The sequence below is a fragment of the Chryseobacterium cheonjiense genome (assembly GCF_012927265.1).
GTDB classification, from domain to species: Bacteria; Bacteroidota; Bacteroidia; order Flavobacteriales; family Weeksellaceae; genus Chryseobacterium; species Chryseobacterium cheonjiense.
On sequence record NZ_JABBGF010000003.1, the window covers coordinates 399,566 to 416,535 of the forward strand.

Consider the following 16,970-nt stretch of genomic DNA (forward strand, 5'->3'; position numbering starts at 1 on the left):
TTTATTACTTTTGAAAACTGACTTAACTGATATAATTATGGTTACCGTTAAAAATTCTCTTGTTGGGTTTATCTGTGCAATCGGTTGCATAAATTCAAATGTGGTGTATTCTCAAAAAATAATTGAGGTTAATAATACACTTGATTTTTCCAGAAAAGAAGTAGTTGCTGTCCCGGTTTCTCAATTAAGATCATTTTTAGATAAAAACAAAGAAGCAGATCTTAGAATAAAAGATGCAGCCGGTACTCCGATACTCATTCAGTGGATTGATAATGACGGTGACGGAAACAATGACGAATTGCTTTTCCAGGCGAATGTTGAAGGCCATCAAAAGACCGTTTATACAATGGTTGCAAATTCAGCTGAACCGCTTCCTAAAAGTGAAATTTCAACCTTCTCCAGGCTGGTTCCGGAGCGGGTGGATGATTATGCATGGGAAAATGATAATATAGCATTCAGAATGTATGGTCCCAAAGGCCAACAGGAAGCATTACAAGGCATAAAAAGCAGCACTCTTTCCAGTGGTGTTGATATCTGGCTGAAAAGAACAAAGCTGCCGGTTATCAATAAATGGTATAAAGGCTATCTTACGGATCCGATGTATTATCATAAAGATACAAGAGGGGAGGGCTATGATCCTTACCATGTAGGAAACAGCCGCGGAACCGGAGGCATCGGAATATGGGTTGATGATAAACTGCAGGTCTCAAAGAATTTTGTTACTTCCAGAACTGTTGCAGAAGGTCCTTTGCGTACGGTTTTTGAATTAACTTACCATCCGTGGAGCGAATTTGGGGTAAAGGAAACCAAAAGAATTTCACTGGATTTAGGATCAAATTTTTCAAGATTTGAGTCAGGTTTCGAGTCAGAAAAACAGGTTCCCAATTACGCTATAGGAATTAGCTTGCATAAAAATGAAGGCGAAGCAACGCTGAATGACAAAAACGGATATTATCTTCATTGGGAAAAAATCGATGATGCTTTCGTAGGGGAAGGAATTGTTATTGATCCGCGAATTGTTGAAAAATCAATAGCTTTCCGGTCAGATGTTCCGGATGAAAGCAATCTTTATGTCATCACAAAGCCACAGGACAAGCTTGTTTATTATGCAGGATTTGCATGGCAGAAAAGCGGCGATATCCAGACTCAGCTGGACTGGGAAAATATACTGAAAAAACAGTCTGAGATTATTAAAAATCCATTAATTATAAAAATTAAATAAATGATGAAACTGAATATTTGTACACTCATTCTGGGTTTAGTTACCCTGGATCTTTCCGCTCAGGTAAAAAAAGATACCCTGGCGGAAAAAATGCTCCTGTATCAGCTTCCTGTCGGAGGCTGGGGAAAACAGCTGGAAGATAAATCTGTAGTGAATTACAATACCCCGATTGATAAAAGCCTTTTACGAAAAATAAAATCGACAGGCGATGATCACGCAACCATAGATAATAATGCGACATCAAGAGAAATCAATGCCTTAATGAAAGCCTATTCCGAAACAAAAAACCCGGATTACCTGAAAGCAGCAGAAAAAGGAATCCGTTATTTGCTTACAATGCAGTACGAAAATGGCGGTTTTCCTCAATATTATCCTAACAAAGGATTATACCGAAAGCAGATTACCTTTAATGACAATGCCATGATTAATGCGTTAACGGTTCTCTACAACACCGCAGAAGGGAAAAACGATTTTATCGCAGTAGATCAGAAGCTGAAAGAACAATCTGAAAAAGCGGTAAAAAAAGGAATTGAATGCATTTTAAAAACACAGGTTCTTCAGAACGGAAAACCGACGATCTGGGCAGATCAATACAATGAAATTACCCTGCAGCCGGATAAGGCCAGGGCTTTTGAACCAATTTCAGTGGCAACTGCAGAATCGGTAGGAATTTTAAGGTTTCTGATGCTGCAGCCCGTGACGCCTGAAATTGAAAAATCCGTAAGGTCTGCCGTAAAATGGTTTACAGAAAATGATATCGAAGGCTACAGCTATAATGTAGGTAAGCAGAACGGAAAAACAGTACGGGTACTGGCGGAAGATAAAAACTCTGTGATCTGGGCAAGATTTTATGATATTCATGATAACCGCCCTTTATTCGGCGACCGCGATGGAAGTGTAAAATACAATTACAACGAAGTTTCCGAAGAGAGAAGAAACGGCTACAGCTGGTTTGGTGATTTTGCAAAAAAGCTGATCGATAAAGAATATCCGAAATGGCTGGATAAAAATAAACTTTCCCAGTAAATTTTTACTGTATTTAAAAAGAACCGCGCGGGCTGAGAATCAGCCCGCGCGGTTTTCATTTAGCATTTAAATTCCTAAAAGGTATCGCAGACATTTCCGCTTAAAGTGGCACCGGCTTTTGCCGTTACATCAGCTTTTACATCAGCTACATTAAGTTTATTGATGGTATAGGAAGGGGTGAAAGCTGTTCCGCTTCCGGAAGTATTCCCCGTTACGTTCACAAAGCTGTTTCCGGTTTGTGTTACGGCGGTATATCCGCTCATCAGGTTGATAGGTTCTTTTACGTTTTCAAAAACATTTCTTTCCACCAGGATATTGGCCTGAACGCCCGCCGCAATACATTTGTTGCTTACCGCGCTGTTGAAATAGCTGTTAAGAATATGAATTTTTCCGTATCTCACCCTCGGCATGCGTTCTCTGCATCCGGGTCCCCACCAGCAGCGTACAAAGGTTACATTTAATTTTCCGGCATCGGCAGTAGCTCCGTCGCTGGATCCTATAAGATTCGAGAATCGGTGGTCGTCGGTTCCTCCGGAACCTCCGGGCTTAGGAGCTTTCAGGTAATGAAATTTGGTGTAGGATACAGTGACGAAATCAGATTTGTTTTTAATGTCGAAATTTCCGTCTACACCATCGCGAAATTCACAGTGGTCGATCCATACGTTGCGGCAGTCGTCAAGAATGGCATTGTCCCAACCGTCAGTGTCATACGCTCCCGGACCTTCGAAAATAAGGTTTCGGATGATGATATTATTGCATCTTTTAATATTGATGATTCCCGAGCCGTCTTTGGTCTGATTGGTAGAAACCAATTTGGCGCCGCTTGTTCCGTAGATTGTTTTTCCGGTTTGATCCTGAAAGGATAATCGGGTGGTAACGGTAATCGTTCCGGTTACTTTGATCACTTTTACCGATGCATTTTCGATAGCAGATTTTAGTTGGGCATATGTGGATACGGTAGTTTCCGCCGCTGTTCCGCCGCCGGTAGTTCCGCCGTTCAGGGAAGCCCATCCCGGAGCTACGCAGCTTGCCAGAGGAACAATGGCGTTTACTGCCATGTCACCTTTAAGCATAAGTTGGTTCGGGTTGTCTCCTAAGTCGGATTTAAAATCTTCCTGCCCGCAGCCGGTAAAAGCAAAAACTGAACTTAATGCTGCCGTAAGAAAGACTGCTTTTGTTGTCGTTTTCATAGTAATAATTATTTTTTGTTGATTCAAAAATAAAATTACGTATTTATTATTAATATGTTTTATATTTTAAAATATTAATATTTATATAATTATAATGTTGATTACTTTAGTTGTTCTATCGGTTGCATATTGTGTAATTTAAAATGAAATATATTACAGATTCAAATCAGGTAAAAATAAAGTGAACAATAAATGAATTAGTCCATGAACGATTCCAGGAGCGTCTGGTTTTATTTAATAAAATCTTCTCTGAAAGGCGCGAAGGCATCAATTAATTGTCCTTCTTCAAGACATTTTACCCCGTGGAAAATATTGGGCTGCGCAAAGAATCCGTCACCGGCTTTCAGTATTTTTGTTTCACCATCTACTTCAACTTCAAATATTCCCGAAGCAACATAGGTGATCTGTGAATGAAAATGCTGATGTAAAGCGCCTACTGCCTCTTTTTCAAATCTCACAATCACCATCATGATCTGCGAATTATATCCTACAAACTGCCGCGAAACACCGGCTCCCAGATCTTCCCAATCAGAATTTCCGTCGAAAAAGGCTTCTTTTTTAAAATTCATTTCAGATATTTTTATTGATATTATTTGATAAATTTTTCCAGTCCGGTTTTCAGTTTTTTCAAAGATTCAGCGACAAGTTTCGCTTCAAGATCTGCGCCCAGCTTAGACAAATGGGTATCGTCGTCTTTACCTTTAGGATAATATGGCTCTTCGCCTTCCTTAAAATGAAGGTGCAGCTTTTTTGAATTTTCGGGACCGTAGGCAATTTCAAGCTGTTCGGTAAGCAGCTGCATGTCTACGAAAGGAACATTCATATCATTGGCAACCATTCTTACCACCAGAGGATATTCTTTGTGGGTATCTATCAATACGCCGTTTTCGTTAAAATTTCTTCGTACAATCGACGTCATTAAAATCGGGATGGCTCCTTTTGCCCTTGTTTCTCTTACATATCTTTCCAGATTTGCCCTGTATTGCGTGTACGGATTGGTAAATTTGGTAGAATCTTTCACTTTCTGATCATTATGCCCGAACTGGATAATGACAAAATCTCCCTTTTTCAGCTGTTTTTCAATGGCAGCCCATCGTCCTTCCGTCCTGAAACTTTTAGAACTTCTGCCGTTCATCGCATGGTTCTGGATTTCGATACCTGCTGTAAAAAATTGGCTTAAAACCTGTCCCCATCCGTGTTCCGGATTTTTATCCGGATTTTCTTTATTGGCCATCGTAGAGTCGCCGATAAGGAATAAAGTCGGCTTTTTCTGGGCCAACATAAATGTTGAAATGACGATGCTAAATAGTAAAAGTATTTTTTTCATTTTAGAATTTATTTTATTTAAACTTTAAAGATGCTTCGACAAGCTCAGTATGAGATCGCTAAAATCTTCTGTTAGATTAAAACGGTTAGTATTAGAGCTGTCATGCTGAGCTCGTCGAAGCATTTCAATTATTCTTTATTCGGATTCCAGTCATTGAAGATTTTTTCGATGGTAAAGTTTTTCAAATCTTTTTTCGACATTTGATGCGACCAGCTCACCCTGTTTGAAGTATTGCCGCCTGCGCCTTTGCTTCCGAACTCTGCGTAATAAGCCGTCTTTTCTTTATCGGGAAACATCTTGTCGCCTTTCCACGGATTCCATCCTTCGGAAACAACATGACCTCCCATTTCGGTATTGATGAAAACTGTTTTGGCGTACGGTCTCCACGGTCTTCCCAGAAAAACTTTTGTAATACCTTCTTTTGCGATAAGCCTGCAATCAAAGAAAACAAAACCATATTTCCTGTCTTTTTCCGTTGCAGCAGCTGTGATGTAAGAGTCGGCTAAACTTTTAATGGTACAGTTTTTAAAAACCGCTATTGCCTGCCCGAAAATAAAATCGGTAGTACCTTCTATAAAACAGTTTTCAAAATACTGTCTGCTGTGATTTGTTGCACAATATACCGTATCCTGACACCCCAGAATATTTGAATTTTTGATGATAAAACGGTCACCTTCCACATGGAGTGCAACTGCCTGTCCTTCATTGCAGGACGAATTTTGAATCGTAAGATTGCTAATTTGTATATCATCACCCATCACCAGCAACGTATAGGAATTGAATGTCGTCATTTTTTCATTGAACGAATCCTGTTTTCCTGAGAAATCATTGTTGGTGATCATTGTATTATCCTTATTTTCACCTTCTAAAGTGATTTTATGTTTTGAAGATGGAATAACCACTTTTTCATTATATGTTCCTGATTTTATGTAAATCAGTGCTTCTGCCGGGCCAAGATCTCTTACGGAATTGATCGCTTTCTGAATGGAGGTAAAATCGCCGTTTCCGTCTTTGGCAACGGTAATTTTAATATAAGGATCATTTACCGCAAAAAGAAAATTTGCCATTGAGACAAGGAGAATTAAAAATAATTTTTTCATAAACTGATTTATTATTTTCTGACGCAAAGATTTTTTTATATTACCTGATTTTTAGATAGCAAAGACAAATACATTTGCTTCGTGAAGCGATGACGATAGCTTCATCAAATCAACTTGTTGATTCGTTTTGCTAAAATATTTTAATTAAATTAATTTCTGTGTGTTAAAATTATTATTTCACAACCCTGTTTAAAAAATCAACAGTGAGATTCAGGGTTTCCGTAAACCAAGGTTCTGCCGACCAGAAAGAGTGCGGCGAATCCTTAATCTCATGGAATTCTGTCTGAATATTATACTGTCTTAATTTATTCATCATATCGTCTCTGCCAGCATGAAACCTCGGTTGTGAGCTGTTAATAAAAAGAGTCGGTGGCGTATTTTTATCAACATACTCTAGAGGTGAAGCGGTTGTCCAGTTTTTCAGATTAACATCTCGGTCGCCATCCAGCCAGTACGCTGCATAGGTGCTTTCTTCAGCTTCAGGATGAATAAATGAAACAATTCCGTCCACATTCACAATGGCCTGGATTTTATTCTTTGATTTTACACCCACCAAGGTGGCCATTTGTGCTCCCGCAGATTCTCCGTACACGGCTATTTTCCTTTTATCTAAAGCATATTTTTTACGATTGTTCTTCAACCATTGAATTCCGGTTTCAATATCTTCCATGCCGGCAGGATATTTGGCAACATCAGCTAAGCGATAGCCGACAGCAATCACAACATATCCTTTTGAAGCGAGTTCCATCGCCATGTATTTTTCATTTTCCTTGCTTCCGGAAATCCATCCGCCACCATGAACCATTGCTATTCCGGGATATTTTTTAGATTGATCTTTGGGATAATAAATATCTGCTTTTAAAGAAATTCCATTGATATTCTTGTATTCTACGTCTTTGTCAATAATGACATTTTGAGGAACCAGCCGGTCAATCGGAGTTAAAAAAGAATATTTCTTCTTTAATTTTTCAAATGTAATTTCATTGGTATAAGGAGTGGCATTCGGTCGTTTTACCTGCCCGAATGCCATGGTCCCCATTAAAAAAATAGAAATATAAGTATGTTTTATGCTAAAAATCATCCGCTTATGGAGTTTTTATACTATTTAATTAATTATTTAACTGCATTTTTCGATACATCTGCACCCGCAGAAAGTAAACTCCTGTCAGACCCAATTTCTTTCGGCAGAAGGACTGCTCCCGTTTTATTTCCTAACACTTTTACGTAAGGTTTGTTTGCTGATTCAAATTTCACCGTTGAAAGGTTGATGTTTTTACTGTTGTAAATGGTTGCACCCGTTCCTTCGGTATATTTCAGCTTTACATTTTTAAGTTGGATTCCGTCTGCGTCTGCAATGGTTAATGCTTTCCGGGTGTCAAACTGTGAATCTTCAATCACAATATTTTTAAGGTTCATTTCCGCAAGCCCGAATAAAGTTATGGCTTCATCAGAATTCACGGCATTGATGTTTTTAAAGAAAATATTTCTGAATACCGGTGTTTTTTCCGTTACCGGAAAAACCTTTTCAGGGGTTTTGTTTTCTTCCTTTTTCTGTCCGTCTTCCAGCACAGGAGATGCGCCTTCGTAGAACATATTAAAACCGATCGTCTGTGTCGGGATGTTGTTCATATCGATATTCTTGATATAAATATTCTCCACAATTCCACCTCTTCCACGGGTTGTTTTGAAACGCAGGCCGATATCGGTACCGATAAAAGTACAATCGGAAACATGAATATTTCTTGCTCCTCCGGACATCTCGCTTCCTATCACAAACCCTCCGTGACCATGATACACCACATTATTTTTAATAATAACATTTTCAGTAGGCATTCCTCTTTTTCTTCCGTCTTCATCTTTTCCGGATTTGATGCAGATCGCATCATCACCAACATCAAATGTATTATCGTAAATTAAAACATTTTTACAGGATTCTAAATCTACACCGTCTCCGTTCTGCGAAAACCACGGATTTCTTACCGTAAGATTTCTTAAAATAACATTGGAACACATCAGCGGATGCAGGTTCCATGCCGGAGAATTCTGGAAAGTCGGTCCGTCCAGCAGGACTTTGTCGCAGCCAACTAAGCTTACCATTACCGGTCTAAGAAAATCTTTTACGGTAATTAATTCATCTTTGGAAATTTTATCCGGAACATTAAAATTAGAGCTGCTTTCCAGTCCTTTTTTATAGCTTTCCGAAGGATACCAGTTTTTGCCATCCGCAGATACGATTCCTCCTGATTTTACAATGTCTTTCCATTGAGATTCGGAAACTTTACTTTTTTTAATAGCTCTCCATGCGTCACCGCTTCCGTCAATCACCCCTTTTCCCGTAATGGCGATGTTCGTCGCATTTTTTGCTGAAATAGGAGACTGGCAGCGAATGGTGTTTAGCCCTTCAAAGCTTACGTCCACCAAAGGATAATCGTTTTTATCTTTACTGAAAACGATGAATGCGCCTTCTTCCACATGAAGGTTGATATTGCTTTTAAGCATAATCGGTCCTGTAAGCCACATTCCTCTCGGCACAACTAATTTACCGCCACCTTTTTTGCTTAACTCATCAATAGCTTTTCTGAAAGCCTCCGTATTTTTTGCAGTGCCTCCGGAAATTCCTCCGAACTGGATAATAGAAACTGTATTGGCAGGAAATGAGGTTTCCGTTACCTGAGGCATTTTAAACTCAATATTTTTATAAATATCCAGGTTTTGGGCATTTATCTGAGCTGAAAACAGTAACGTTGCAGCCAAACCGATCATTTTTAAAGACTTCTTCATTTTATTTTTTTTGAGTTGTAATTATTTTTTTAAATTCCTGATAAACCAGCGAGGCAACGGCTTTTGCACCTTCCGGCTGAAAATGCGTATTGTCTTTCTGTCCTTTAGGATAAGCTTCATAGGTATTTTCAGGGAAATTCATAAAGTAATGATTCGTGGTGAAATCCTGGCCTTTATGGGTAAAGTATTCCATGGACAATTTATTTAAATCGATGTACGGAACGTTCATTTCCATCGCTACATCAATCGGAGCCTGCCAGTATTCACCGTGAACATTCTGCAGTTTTCCATCTTTCCACGGATAATTTCTGGCCACCGGGGTCAAAATAATGGGATTGGCCCCTTTTTGTTTTGTCTGGATAACAAATAATCTTAAAAATTCTTTATATCCTTCAATATTCACATATCGCTCCGTATGCTTTTCGGAGCTGTCGTTGTGGCCAAACTGCATCAGTACGTAATCTCCCGGCTTCAGGTGTTCATAAACGTATCTCCATCTTCCTTCCTGGAAAAAAGTTCTTGTACTTCTTCCGCCATGCGCTCTGTCGATCACTGCTACGGAATCTGTTGCAATACCGGGTTTCATATTGGTCAGGCTGTCTTTCATGAAGAAAGGTTGAAAAACCTGTCCCCAACCGGTAATCGGATAACGTACTTTCATATAGTCTTTTCCCGGTTCATAGTCTCTCGTATAATCTGCCATGGTAGAATCGCCGATGAGGTAAATATGCGTAACGCTTTTATCGCGTTTTGCCGTTGTTTTCTGAACGCTGCTCTGTGAACTGCATCCTGACAACAGCAAAACGACTAATAAAAATGAAACTATATAAAAAATTTTGTTATTCATTGATTATAAAATATTTATATTGTAAATCCAAAGGCGCAAAAAATCAAAGATTTTTCGACAAATTTCCAGTGCGATAATAATTTTAATTTTTAGTTATTCTGAACCAGTCGAAATCGGCATAGCCGCCGCGTGGTGCTTTTGACATGCTTACACTGTACAAACCGACTTTTGCACCGATCCATTTTCCGGGTTTTGCCTGGAAAATATCTCCTATTTTCGTAAAGTTTTTTCCGTTTTCACTATAACTGAACTGGCATAAACCATTCGGTTCGCTCACATGTACTTTTAAATAGGCTTCGTTTCCGTTTAATTTCGTTTCAGATAAAATCTTTTCCTCACCGCCTTTCTCTGCTTTTTCTGCTTTTCTCAGTTGAATATAAAATCCATCCGGTTTATTGGTGATAATAAGGGAAGCGTGATCTGCTCCCATTACCAATAATCCGGCAATTTTTCCTTCTTTAGCTTCTTCAGGCATCAGTTTCACTTTTGTAGAGGCCGTAAAATTAGGAGCCGGAAATTTTTGAGTTAATAAATTCGGTACATTCCAGAGATTTTTTTCGCCTTCAGGAACTTTTATGGAAAATAATCTTAAAAATTTCTGTCCCGGAAGTTTGGAAGACCATACAATGTTTTCATTGGCGCTCCATTGCCATTGCAGACCTAATTTTTCACCATCAAATTCATCTGTTTCTGAAGGTGTAATGATAGAATAAGATTGCCCTACATTTGGTTTTTTATAGGTTAAAACAGGTTCTCCGATTCCATTTTTATTGGTGTCTTTTCCGATTGCAGGCCAGTCTTTTTCCCATTTCATCGGCTGGAGATGAACAATTCTTCCATAGGTGTCCACATCCTGAAAATGATAAAACCAATCTTCTCCGGAAGGCGTATCTACCCAGGCTCCCTGATGAGGCCCGTTGATTTTTGAAGATCCCTGTTCAAGAACAATTTTTTCTTCGTAAGGACCGTAGATGTTTTTCGACCGTAGTACCAACTGCCATCCGGTAGCCACCCCGCCGGCCGGAGCAAAAACGTAGTAATAACCGTTTCTTTTGTACATTTTCGGACCTTCTACGGTTGGATGGTTTTGGTGGCCGTCAAAGATATGAGTCCCTTTGTCCAATACTTTTGTACCTTCCGGATTCATAGTATTTAAGGTTAATATGCTTTTCACTCCGGCACGGCTTCCCGCCCATCCGTGAACCAGATAAGCATTGCCGTCTTCGTCCCAGAACGGACAGGCGTCAATCAGGCCCTTTCCTTCCATCACCAAAACAGGTTTTTCCCATTTTTTCAGCGGATCTTTGGTTTTGACCATATAAATTCCGAAATCAGGATCGCCCCAATAGATATAAAATTCACCTTTATGAAAACGTATGCTTGGTGCCCAGATTCCATCACCTCGTTTCGGAACGGAGAAATGCTCGGCGGGCAAAACATCTTCAACGGCATAATTGACCAGATTCCAGTTGACCATATCCTTGGAATGAAGAATGGGTAATCCTGGGGCTTCGTTAAAGCTTGAAGCGGTCATATAGTAATCATTACCGACACGAATTACATCCGGATCTGAGTAATCTGCGTGGAGAATCGGGTTTTTATAGTTTTTTCCCAGATCAGCCGTCCACACTTCGGAAACATAGTTTTTTTCCTGTGCATTCAGATAATTCGATGCTATCGAAAAAACAGTGACTGAAAGTATATTTAAAATTTTTTTTGTCTTCATAATCAGATTTAATCTGTCTTTATTTAACGCAAGGAGCGCAAACTGTTAAACAAATTATTTTTCAAATTCCAGACTTGCCAGAATGAATGGTCCGGTTCCTTTCGGATCGTTGGACCGGATTTCTTCGTTAATATAATATTCGTAGGAACCGCTTCGGTATGGATTTCCTCCGAGACCGGCAACGGCGCAGCATCTGTTTAAATTTACCATTCCGTTTTCATCGACAGTAATTAAATTTTTAAGAATGCCTTCGTACCCTTTTTTAGCAAATTTTTTATAGGATTTCGGAAGATAATTTTTGTTGACGGATTTCATCATGGTGTAAACAAACATGGATGAGCCCGTGGCTTCCAGATAATTTCCTTTTTCGCCGCCTTTATCCAAAACCTGATACCACAATCCTGTTTCGCGATCCTGAACCTTGATGACGGCGTCACAATACGATTTCAGATAAGAAAGCAATCTTGCTCTTCCCGGATGATTTTGTGGAAGGTAATCTAGCACATCAACGATTGCCATTCCGTACCAGCCCATGGCTCTGGACCAGAAGTTCGGTGAAAGTCCCGTTTTTTTGTCGGCCCACTGTTGTTCTCTGCTTTCATCCCATGCATGATAGAGTAGTCCTGTTTTTTTGTCGAGCAGATGTTTTTGAATCAGGTCAAACTGATTAACGATGTCGTTGTACGCTTTTTCAGCATCCGCACCTTTGCTGAATATGTTGGTATAATGAGCATAGAATGGCTCACCCATGTACAATCCATCCAGCCACATCTGATTAGGGTAAATTTTTTTGTGCCAGAAGCCTCCTTCCGACGTTCTCGGCTGTCCGTCAATCTGTGAACGGAGGGTTTGTAACGCTGTCAGATATTTCTCTTTTTTTTCTTTCTGATATAAATACAGAAGAACGTTGCCGCAGTTCAGCATGTCGATATTGTATTTTGAAAGATCATATGAAAGAATGCTTCCGTCTTCTTTTATCATGGTTTCGCCAAATGCAGAGATGTATTGGTAATACTCTTGATTGCCGGTCTGTCCAAAAATTCTTTCTGCGCCTTCCAGAACGATAGCGGTAGGGTAGCTCCATTTGGGAGTTTTATTATAATCCAGCATCCATGCTTCGGGAAATCTTTTCATTTCGGAAAGAAGCATTCGCTGTGACCACGGAAGATCAACCGGGATTTTTTCTTTTACGGTTACTGTTTTTTCTTCACCGGAATTGTACAGAGGTTTTTGGGCGCAGGAAAAAAATATTCCCGAGCATAAAGCGCTGATGGCGTAAATTTTAATATGATTTTGAATATAATTCATTATTTTTTTAATACTTTAAATTGATTAGACTTTAGCTTCGATAACCTTTTAGCTGTCATGGACATTAATTTTGTGCTTCGGTTATGCTTTTTACAATATCATTAAAATACACTTCAATATTATCGTAGTTTTTATCTAAATCTCTTCCGTTGGCATTGTATTTCTTTGGTTCTAAATTGTTTCTGATTTCCCATTCGTCGGGCATTCCGTCCATATCTGAATCTGGGAGAGGCTGTCCGGTTTTCAGATCCGGAAATCCGCCTGCATCTTTCTGGGAATCTATAATTCCGTTTGTACTTCCTTTTGAGCCCTGATGGGTAAAACTTCCGTTTTTAATATCTTTTAAAATTTGAAGATCAATAATATCTCTTACAAGACTCGCTCCTCCAATTTTCAAGATCCTGTCATAAGCTTCTTTTGAAGAGTGGGTTTTTACGTTATTCGATATATTATGTGGACGGATTATTTTGATTGTATTTTTGTCTTCGTCTGTTAAGTTGTAACGGTTCATCTGGCTGAATACGCCTTCTGTCCAGTTGTCTCCGTTGACTTCCGGGCTGCCTTCCATCACATTTCCATTTATATAGTATTTTCCCCAGATATTATACACTTCTGCTTCCGGCTTTTCATTTTTATCGATGGCAGCAATTCTTTTTTTTGTCATCGTTGCCGGACCAGGCTTGTAATAGTTATTGACGATATTTACATTCATTCCTTCGCCGCCGTAAACGCTGTTGTGTCCCCAGTTATAAATGACATTATTTCTGAAATCGGTAAGGTCTGTTAAAGCAAATTTGCTTCCGGCATATTCTCCTAGTCTGGGATTTCTGCTGTCGTGATGGGCATAAACATTATGATGAAAAGACGCAAATTTCCCGCCTGCAATACCGCCATATCCGTGAGCACCTTTCTGATGAACCGAATTTCGAAGGCTTTCTGCAATAATGCACCACTGAAGCGTTGTGTTTTCACTGGCATATATGGAAACTGTTTCGTCGGTAGACCAGCTCATGGAACAGTGGTCAACAATTAAGTTTTTAATAAATCTTGCTCCTAAAGCATCGCCTTCATAGTTTTTCAGATCACCCATTCTGAAACGCATATACCGGATAATGACGTTGTCTGCTGCTACAAAAGTTTCGTAGTTGGCTACTGTGATGCCGTCTCCCGGAGCGGTTTGTCCGGCAATGGTTACATTTCCTTCCCGTATTTTTAACGGAGATTCCAGATAAATGGTTCCTCCGGTTCTGAAAATAATATATCTCGGGCCTTTTTGATCGAGGGCATATCTTAAAGTTCCTTCGGAGCCGTCGTCCGTTAATTTTGTTACGAGATAAACTTTACCGCCGCGCCCTCCGGTGGTGTACCTTCCGAAACCTTCAGCACCCGGAAAGCTAATGACATTCTGGGCTTCTGCAACATTTGAAATGCTGCAAATAATCAGTATTATTAAAAATTTCCGAAAGTTTTTTTTCATAACTGAATATTCTGACGGCTGAAAATTATTTTAAAGTCTTTCTGAAATTCCAGTTGTCTTTTCCTTTAAGGATATTGCCTGCAGTGTATTCTTTGGCTTCGGCCTGTTTGAGTTGATGTGACCAGCCGACTCTTGAAGCACTGTTAGCTCCTGGACCTTTTGAATGATATTCTGCGTAAAAAGCCGTTTTTTCGGCATCCGGTTTATTCCAGTTCTGCCACCCTTCATGTTTTATGGTTGAATTAAGATCACAGTTGATATAAACCGTTTTGGCAAAAGGTCTCCATGGTCTTCCGAGGTATACCGAATTTTCTTTTGCATTACCTGCAATGTTACAATTAATAAATACAAACCCGAAATTGTTTTCCTTTGGAGTAGATGCCGCGGTTATATAGCTTGCCGTCTCTTTGGAATAAATAGTACAGTCCTCAAAAACGGCTGTTCCGGCTCCGAAGATATAATCGGTAGTCCCTTCGATGTAGCAATTTTTAAAATAATTTCTGGAAGGCTGGGTTTTGTCTTCAAGATCCTGTGCTCCTTTCAAATACAAGGTGTCTTGGTTGCCAAGAAACCTGCAGTTTTCAAAAACAATTTTATCACCAGCAGTTAAAACCGCCACAGCCTGGCCGACTTTTCCTGCACTGTTTTCAAATGAGATATTTTTAGCTGTGAAATGATTAGCATAAATAAATACCGTTGCCGAACCTGTGGTTCCGATATCTTTTCCTTCCTGATTTTTTTTAGAAGCAAAATCATCAAAAGTTATTACTGTTTTTTCAGGATTTTCTCCTTCTAAAGTAATGGGGCTTTTTGTTTCGGGAATAATAATTTTTTCTTTGTAAATACCCGCCTTAATGAAGATTTTCGTTCTTTGGGAAGACTCATTTTCAACGGCATCCACAGCTTGCTGAACGGTGGTGAAATCACCTTTTCCGTCTTTTGAAACTACGATCAGTCTGTCGGCAGTTTTAAAAGAAAGAAAATTGAATATTGCTGTGAGAATCATTAAAAATGCTTTCAGATCTTTTAAAAATAAGGAGTTTTTCATTAAATCATTTTTGAGTTAAAATACAGACTTCCGTTTTCGACAGAAGCCTGTATTTCTGATATGAATGTGAAACTTTTTCTAGTATCCGTAATCCTGTGTAAGGTTATAGTTGGAGTTGATAACATCTGCTGCAATCGGCAGAAGTTCTTTTCTGTTGGGCTGGAAATAATAGGCATAACTTTTCACCGGATCTCCGCTGATATAAGGTTGCGTCATCGCCAGTCTCCAGTTTACCTTAGTATATCCTGAAGGGGTTGCAACACTTTGATTAGGGGTGTAAAAGATGTCGGCTTTCGCAATTCCGTTCAGATAGAAATCAATGTCCAGAACGTTTTGCTGTGCAGTTTTTGAAGGTACATAATTGACAACACCGGAGGCAGGTTTTTTATAGAAAATATATTCCGGTACATTGGCGTAGGCTCCTGTTCCGTTCATAAACTGTGTAAGTTTCTGTCTGGTTTCATTAATTTTTGTTTCCAGAAGATTCCAACGGATAAGGTCGTATTTTCTTAATCCTTCACCACCGAATTCCAACAATCTTTCTTTCACAAGATAATTGAAGAACCCTGGTTTGTCGGTAGGAATAGTACCTATCTGCCCTAAATTTCCAGCATAAGCCCTTTGTCTTACGGCCATCACAGCGTTGATTGCTTCTTGAGACGGACCGTTATGCAGCTCATTATCAGCTTCAGCAAACATCAGGAGAATATCGGCATATCTTAACAGCGGCCAGTCGATCCCAAGGTTTTGGGAAGTTCCCGTGATAGAAGTCCATGATTTTCTGAATTTACCATCATTCCAGTTGATGGAAGTCTGAAGTTCTTCCTGCTTAGAAGTGTTTACTCTGAAAATGGCAATATTAACATCTCTTCTTACGTCATACTTGGTAAACTCATAAAAGTAAACCGGAATGGCATTGATCCCTCCTGAAGATTTCCAGTCCGTGTCATCATGTCTCAACCCATTATAATACCCGATTTTACTGTCGGTTCTGGAGTTCCCTCCGAATGCTCCGATCGCGTAAATGATTTCATTGGTCGCATCCGGAGTATTGGTATGCAATGATCTGAATAACCCTTCATAACTTGGGTTAAGCTGATGCTGCCCGGAATTGATGATATCTTTACACTCATCGTAAGCGATCTGATAATATTTTTGAGGATTTGATCCCTGCATCATCATCTGCGGATTTCTTCTCAACGAATATCCAGCCCTTGCTAATGCGATTCTTGCTCTTAATCCTTTTACGGCAGCCTTAGAAATTCTCTGTGCGGTCGTATTACCTTCGGATCTCCACGGAACCAGGCTTTCAGCTTTCAGCAGATCGTCCAGAATTTTATCATAAATAACATCCCGGTCTGTTTTAGCCAGATATAGATCAGGAAGGTCTGCAGAAGGAATATCCTGAAAAGGCACATCGCCCCAGTTTTTAATAAGGTCATGATAAAAATGAGCTCTCAGGGTAAGTGCTTCACCCAGGTATCTGTTCATCATTTTTTTATCTGCTTCAGACCCTGTCTGGAAAACAGGGGAAAGCGGAATATTTTTAATAACAAGATTAGCTCTTTCAATACCCGTATACGTATCTAAAAAAGGTCTGAGAAGTTCGGTGTTGGTAGGGATGGCCCCGAAACAGCTGATACCTCTTCTGTCGTTGGCATTATAATCTCCGGAGGTTCTCATATCGTCTCCCGATTGTGAGAGGATAAGGTTCATTCTCTGTCCGTATGTATTGTCACCCATGGTGCTGTTGTATACTCCCACCAAAGCAGAGAAGGTATCTGAAACGGAATCAAACTGTTGTTTTTCAGCAGTATTGGATAAGCTTTCTACATCCAGATACTCTTCGCAGGAATTAAAGGATAAAAGTCCTGCAATAGAAAAAACAAGTATTAAAAATTTATTTTTTTTCATGATA

At 39.5% G+C, this 16,970-nt stretch carries 14 protein-coding genes; 2 read left to right on the forward strand and 12 right to left on the reverse strand.

The features are described 5' to 3' along the window. Positions 1–37: 37 nt before the first annotated feature. Both HHL20_RS16645 and pelA read left to right on the forward strand, forming a co-directional pair. Positions 38–1,222 carry a DUF4861 family protein gene (locus HHL20_RS16645; protein ID WP_169232296.1) on the forward strand — a complete coding sequence of 395 codons (1,185 nt, stop codon included), beginning with the start codon at positions 38–40 and terminating at the stop codon, positions 1,220–1,222. Beyond that, positions 1,223–2,248 (forward strand): pectate lyase, encoded by a 1,026-nt coding sequence (gene pelA / locus HHL20_RS16650; RefSeq protein ID WP_228463214.1) that lies wholly within the window; start codon positions 1,223–1,225, stop codon positions 2,246–2,248. A gap of 74 nt (positions 2,249–2,322) precedes the next feature. Here pelA and HHL20_RS16655 read toward each other — a convergent pair whose 3' ends face one another. From HHL20_RS16655 to HHL20_RS16710, 12 genes are all read right to left on the reverse strand, one after another. Continuing rightward, positions 2,323–3,438, reverse strand: a complete 1,116-nt coding sequence (locus HHL20_RS16655; protein WP_169232298.1) for a pectate lyase family protein — start codon at positions 3,436–3,438, stop codon at positions 2,323–2,325. Between the two features lie 230 nt (positions 3,439–3,668). Beyond that, on the reverse strand, positions 3,669–4,007 hold the full coding sequence (locus HHL20_RS16660; RefSeq protein WP_169232300.1) for a cupin domain-containing protein: 339 nt from the start codon (positions 4,005–4,007) through the stop codon (positions 3,669–3,671). 20 nt (positions 4,008–4,027) lie between these two features. Continuing rightward, a complete protein-coding gene (locus HHL20_RS16665) occupies positions 4,028–4,765 on the reverse strand; it encodes a rhamnogalacturonan acetylesterase (protein WP_169232302.1) in 738 nt (245 codons plus the stop codon). A 128-nt stretch (positions 4,766–4,893) separates the two neighbouring features. Next, complete coding sequence (locus tag HHL20_RS16670) at positions 4,894–5,865, reverse strand: pectinesterase family protein (protein ID WP_169232304.1); 972 nt, start codon at positions 5,863–5,865, stop codon at positions 4,894–4,896. A 172-nt stretch (positions 5,866–6,037) separates the two neighbouring features. Further along, entirely contained in the window at positions 6,038–6,946 is a 909-nt protein-coding gene (locus HHL20_RS16675) for an alpha/beta hydrolase (RefSeq protein WP_169232305.1), read from the reverse strand. A 32-nt stretch (positions 6,947–6,978) separates the two neighbouring features. Beyond that, positions 6,979–8,646 carry a glycoside hydrolase family 28 protein gene (locus HHL20_RS16680; RefSeq protein ID WP_169232307.1) on the reverse strand — a complete coding sequence of 556 codons (1,668 nt, stop codon included), beginning with the start codon at positions 8,644–8,646 and terminating at the stop codon, positions 6,979–6,981. A 1-nt stretch (position 8,647) separates the two neighbouring features. After that, entirely contained in the window at positions 8,648–9,493 is an 846-nt protein-coding gene (locus tag HHL20_RS16685) for a rhamnogalacturonan acetylesterase (RefSeq protein ID WP_169232308.1), read from the reverse strand. Between the two features lie 82 nt (positions 9,494–9,575). Continuing rightward, complete coding sequence (locus HHL20_RS16690) at positions 9,576–11,219, reverse strand: glycoside hydrolase family 43 protein (RefSeq protein ID WP_169232309.1); 1,644 nt, start codon at positions 11,217–11,219, stop codon at positions 9,576–9,578. 54 nt (positions 11,220–11,273) lie between these two features. Then, positions 11,274–12,527, reverse strand: a complete 1,254-nt coding sequence (locus tag HHL20_RS16695) for a glycoside hydrolase family 88/105 protein (RefSeq protein WP_169232310.1) — start codon at positions 12,525–12,527, stop codon at positions 11,274–11,276. A gap of 64 nt (positions 12,528–12,591) precedes the next feature. Continuing rightward, the gene (locus HHL20_RS16700; protein ID WP_169232312.1) at positions 12,592–14,004 is read right to left on the reverse strand and encodes a pectate lyase family protein; all 1,413 of its coding nucleotides are present in this window, start codon (positions 14,002–14,004) and stop codon (positions 12,592–12,594) included. Between the two features lie 25 nt (positions 14,005–14,029). Then, positions 14,030–15,052 carry a pectinesterase family protein gene (locus HHL20_RS16705; RefSeq protein WP_169232313.1) on the reverse strand — a complete coding sequence of 341 codons (1,023 nt, stop codon included), beginning with the start codon at positions 15,050–15,052 and terminating at the stop codon, positions 14,030–14,032. Between the two features lie 78 nt (positions 15,053–15,130). After that, positions 15,131–16,966: a RagB/SusD family nutrient uptake outer membrane protein gene (locus HHL20_RS16710; protein WP_169232314.1), complete on the reverse strand. Its 1,836-nt coding sequence runs from the start codon at positions 16,964–16,966 to the stop codon at positions 15,131–15,133. Positions 16,967–16,970: the final 4 nt, after the last annotated feature.

Bases quoted from the DNA above. Each gene is read 5' to 3' on its own strand.
- HHL20_RS16690 (WP_169232309.1), bottom strand. From the start codon at position 11,219: ATGAAGACAAAAAAAATTTTAAATATACTTTCAGTCACTGTTTTTTCG.
- HHL20_RS16670 (WP_169232304.1), bottom strand. From the start codon at position 5,865: ATGAAAAAATTATTTTTAATTCTCCTTGTCTCAATGGCAAATTTTCTT.
- HHL20_RS16655 (WP_169232298.1), bottom strand. From the start codon at position 3,438: ATGAAAACGACAACAAAAGCAGTCTTTCTTACGGCAGCATTAAGTTCA.
- HHL20_RS16695 (WP_169232310.1), bottom strand. From the start codon at position 12,527: ATGAATTATATTCAAAATCATATTAAAATTTACGCCATCAGCGCTTTA.
- HHL20_RS16645 (WP_169232296.1), top strand. From the start codon at position 38: ATGGTTACCGTTAAAAATTCTCTTGTTGGGTTTATCTGTGCAATCGGT.
- HHL20_RS16680 (WP_169232307.1), bottom strand. From the start codon at position 8,646: ATGAAGAAGTCTTTAAAAATGATCGGTTTGGCTGCAACGTTACTGTTT.
- HHL20_RS16710 (WP_169232314.1), bottom strand. From the start codon at position 16,966: ATGAAAAAAAATAAATTTTTAATACTTGTTTTTTCTATTGCAGGACTT.
- HHL20_RS16685 (WP_169232308.1), bottom strand. From the start codon at position 9,493: ATGAATAACAAAATTTTTTATATAGTTTCATTTTTATTAGTCGTTTTG.
- HHL20_RS16675 (WP_169232305.1), bottom strand. From the start codon at position 6,946: ATGATTTTTAGCATAAAACATACTTATATTTCTATTTTTTTAATGGGG.
- pelA (WP_228463214.1), top strand. From the start codon at position 1,223: ATGATGAAACTGAATATTTGTACACTCATTCTGGGTTTAGTTACCCTG.
- HHL20_RS16660 (WP_169232300.1), bottom strand. From the start codon at position 4,007: ATGAATTTTAAAAAAGAAGCCTTTTTCGACGGAAATTCTGATTGGGAA.
- HHL20_RS16700 (WP_169232312.1), bottom strand. From the start codon at position 14,004: ATGAAAAAAAACTTTCGGAAATTTTTAATAATACTGATTATTTGCAGC.
- HHL20_RS16705 (WP_169232313.1), bottom strand. From the start codon at position 15,052: ATGAAAAACTCCTTATTTTTAAAAGATCTGAAAGCATTTTTAATGATT.
- HHL20_RS16665 (WP_169232302.1), bottom strand. From the start codon at position 4,765: ATGAAAAAAATACTTTTACTATTTAGCATCGTCATTTCAACATTTATG.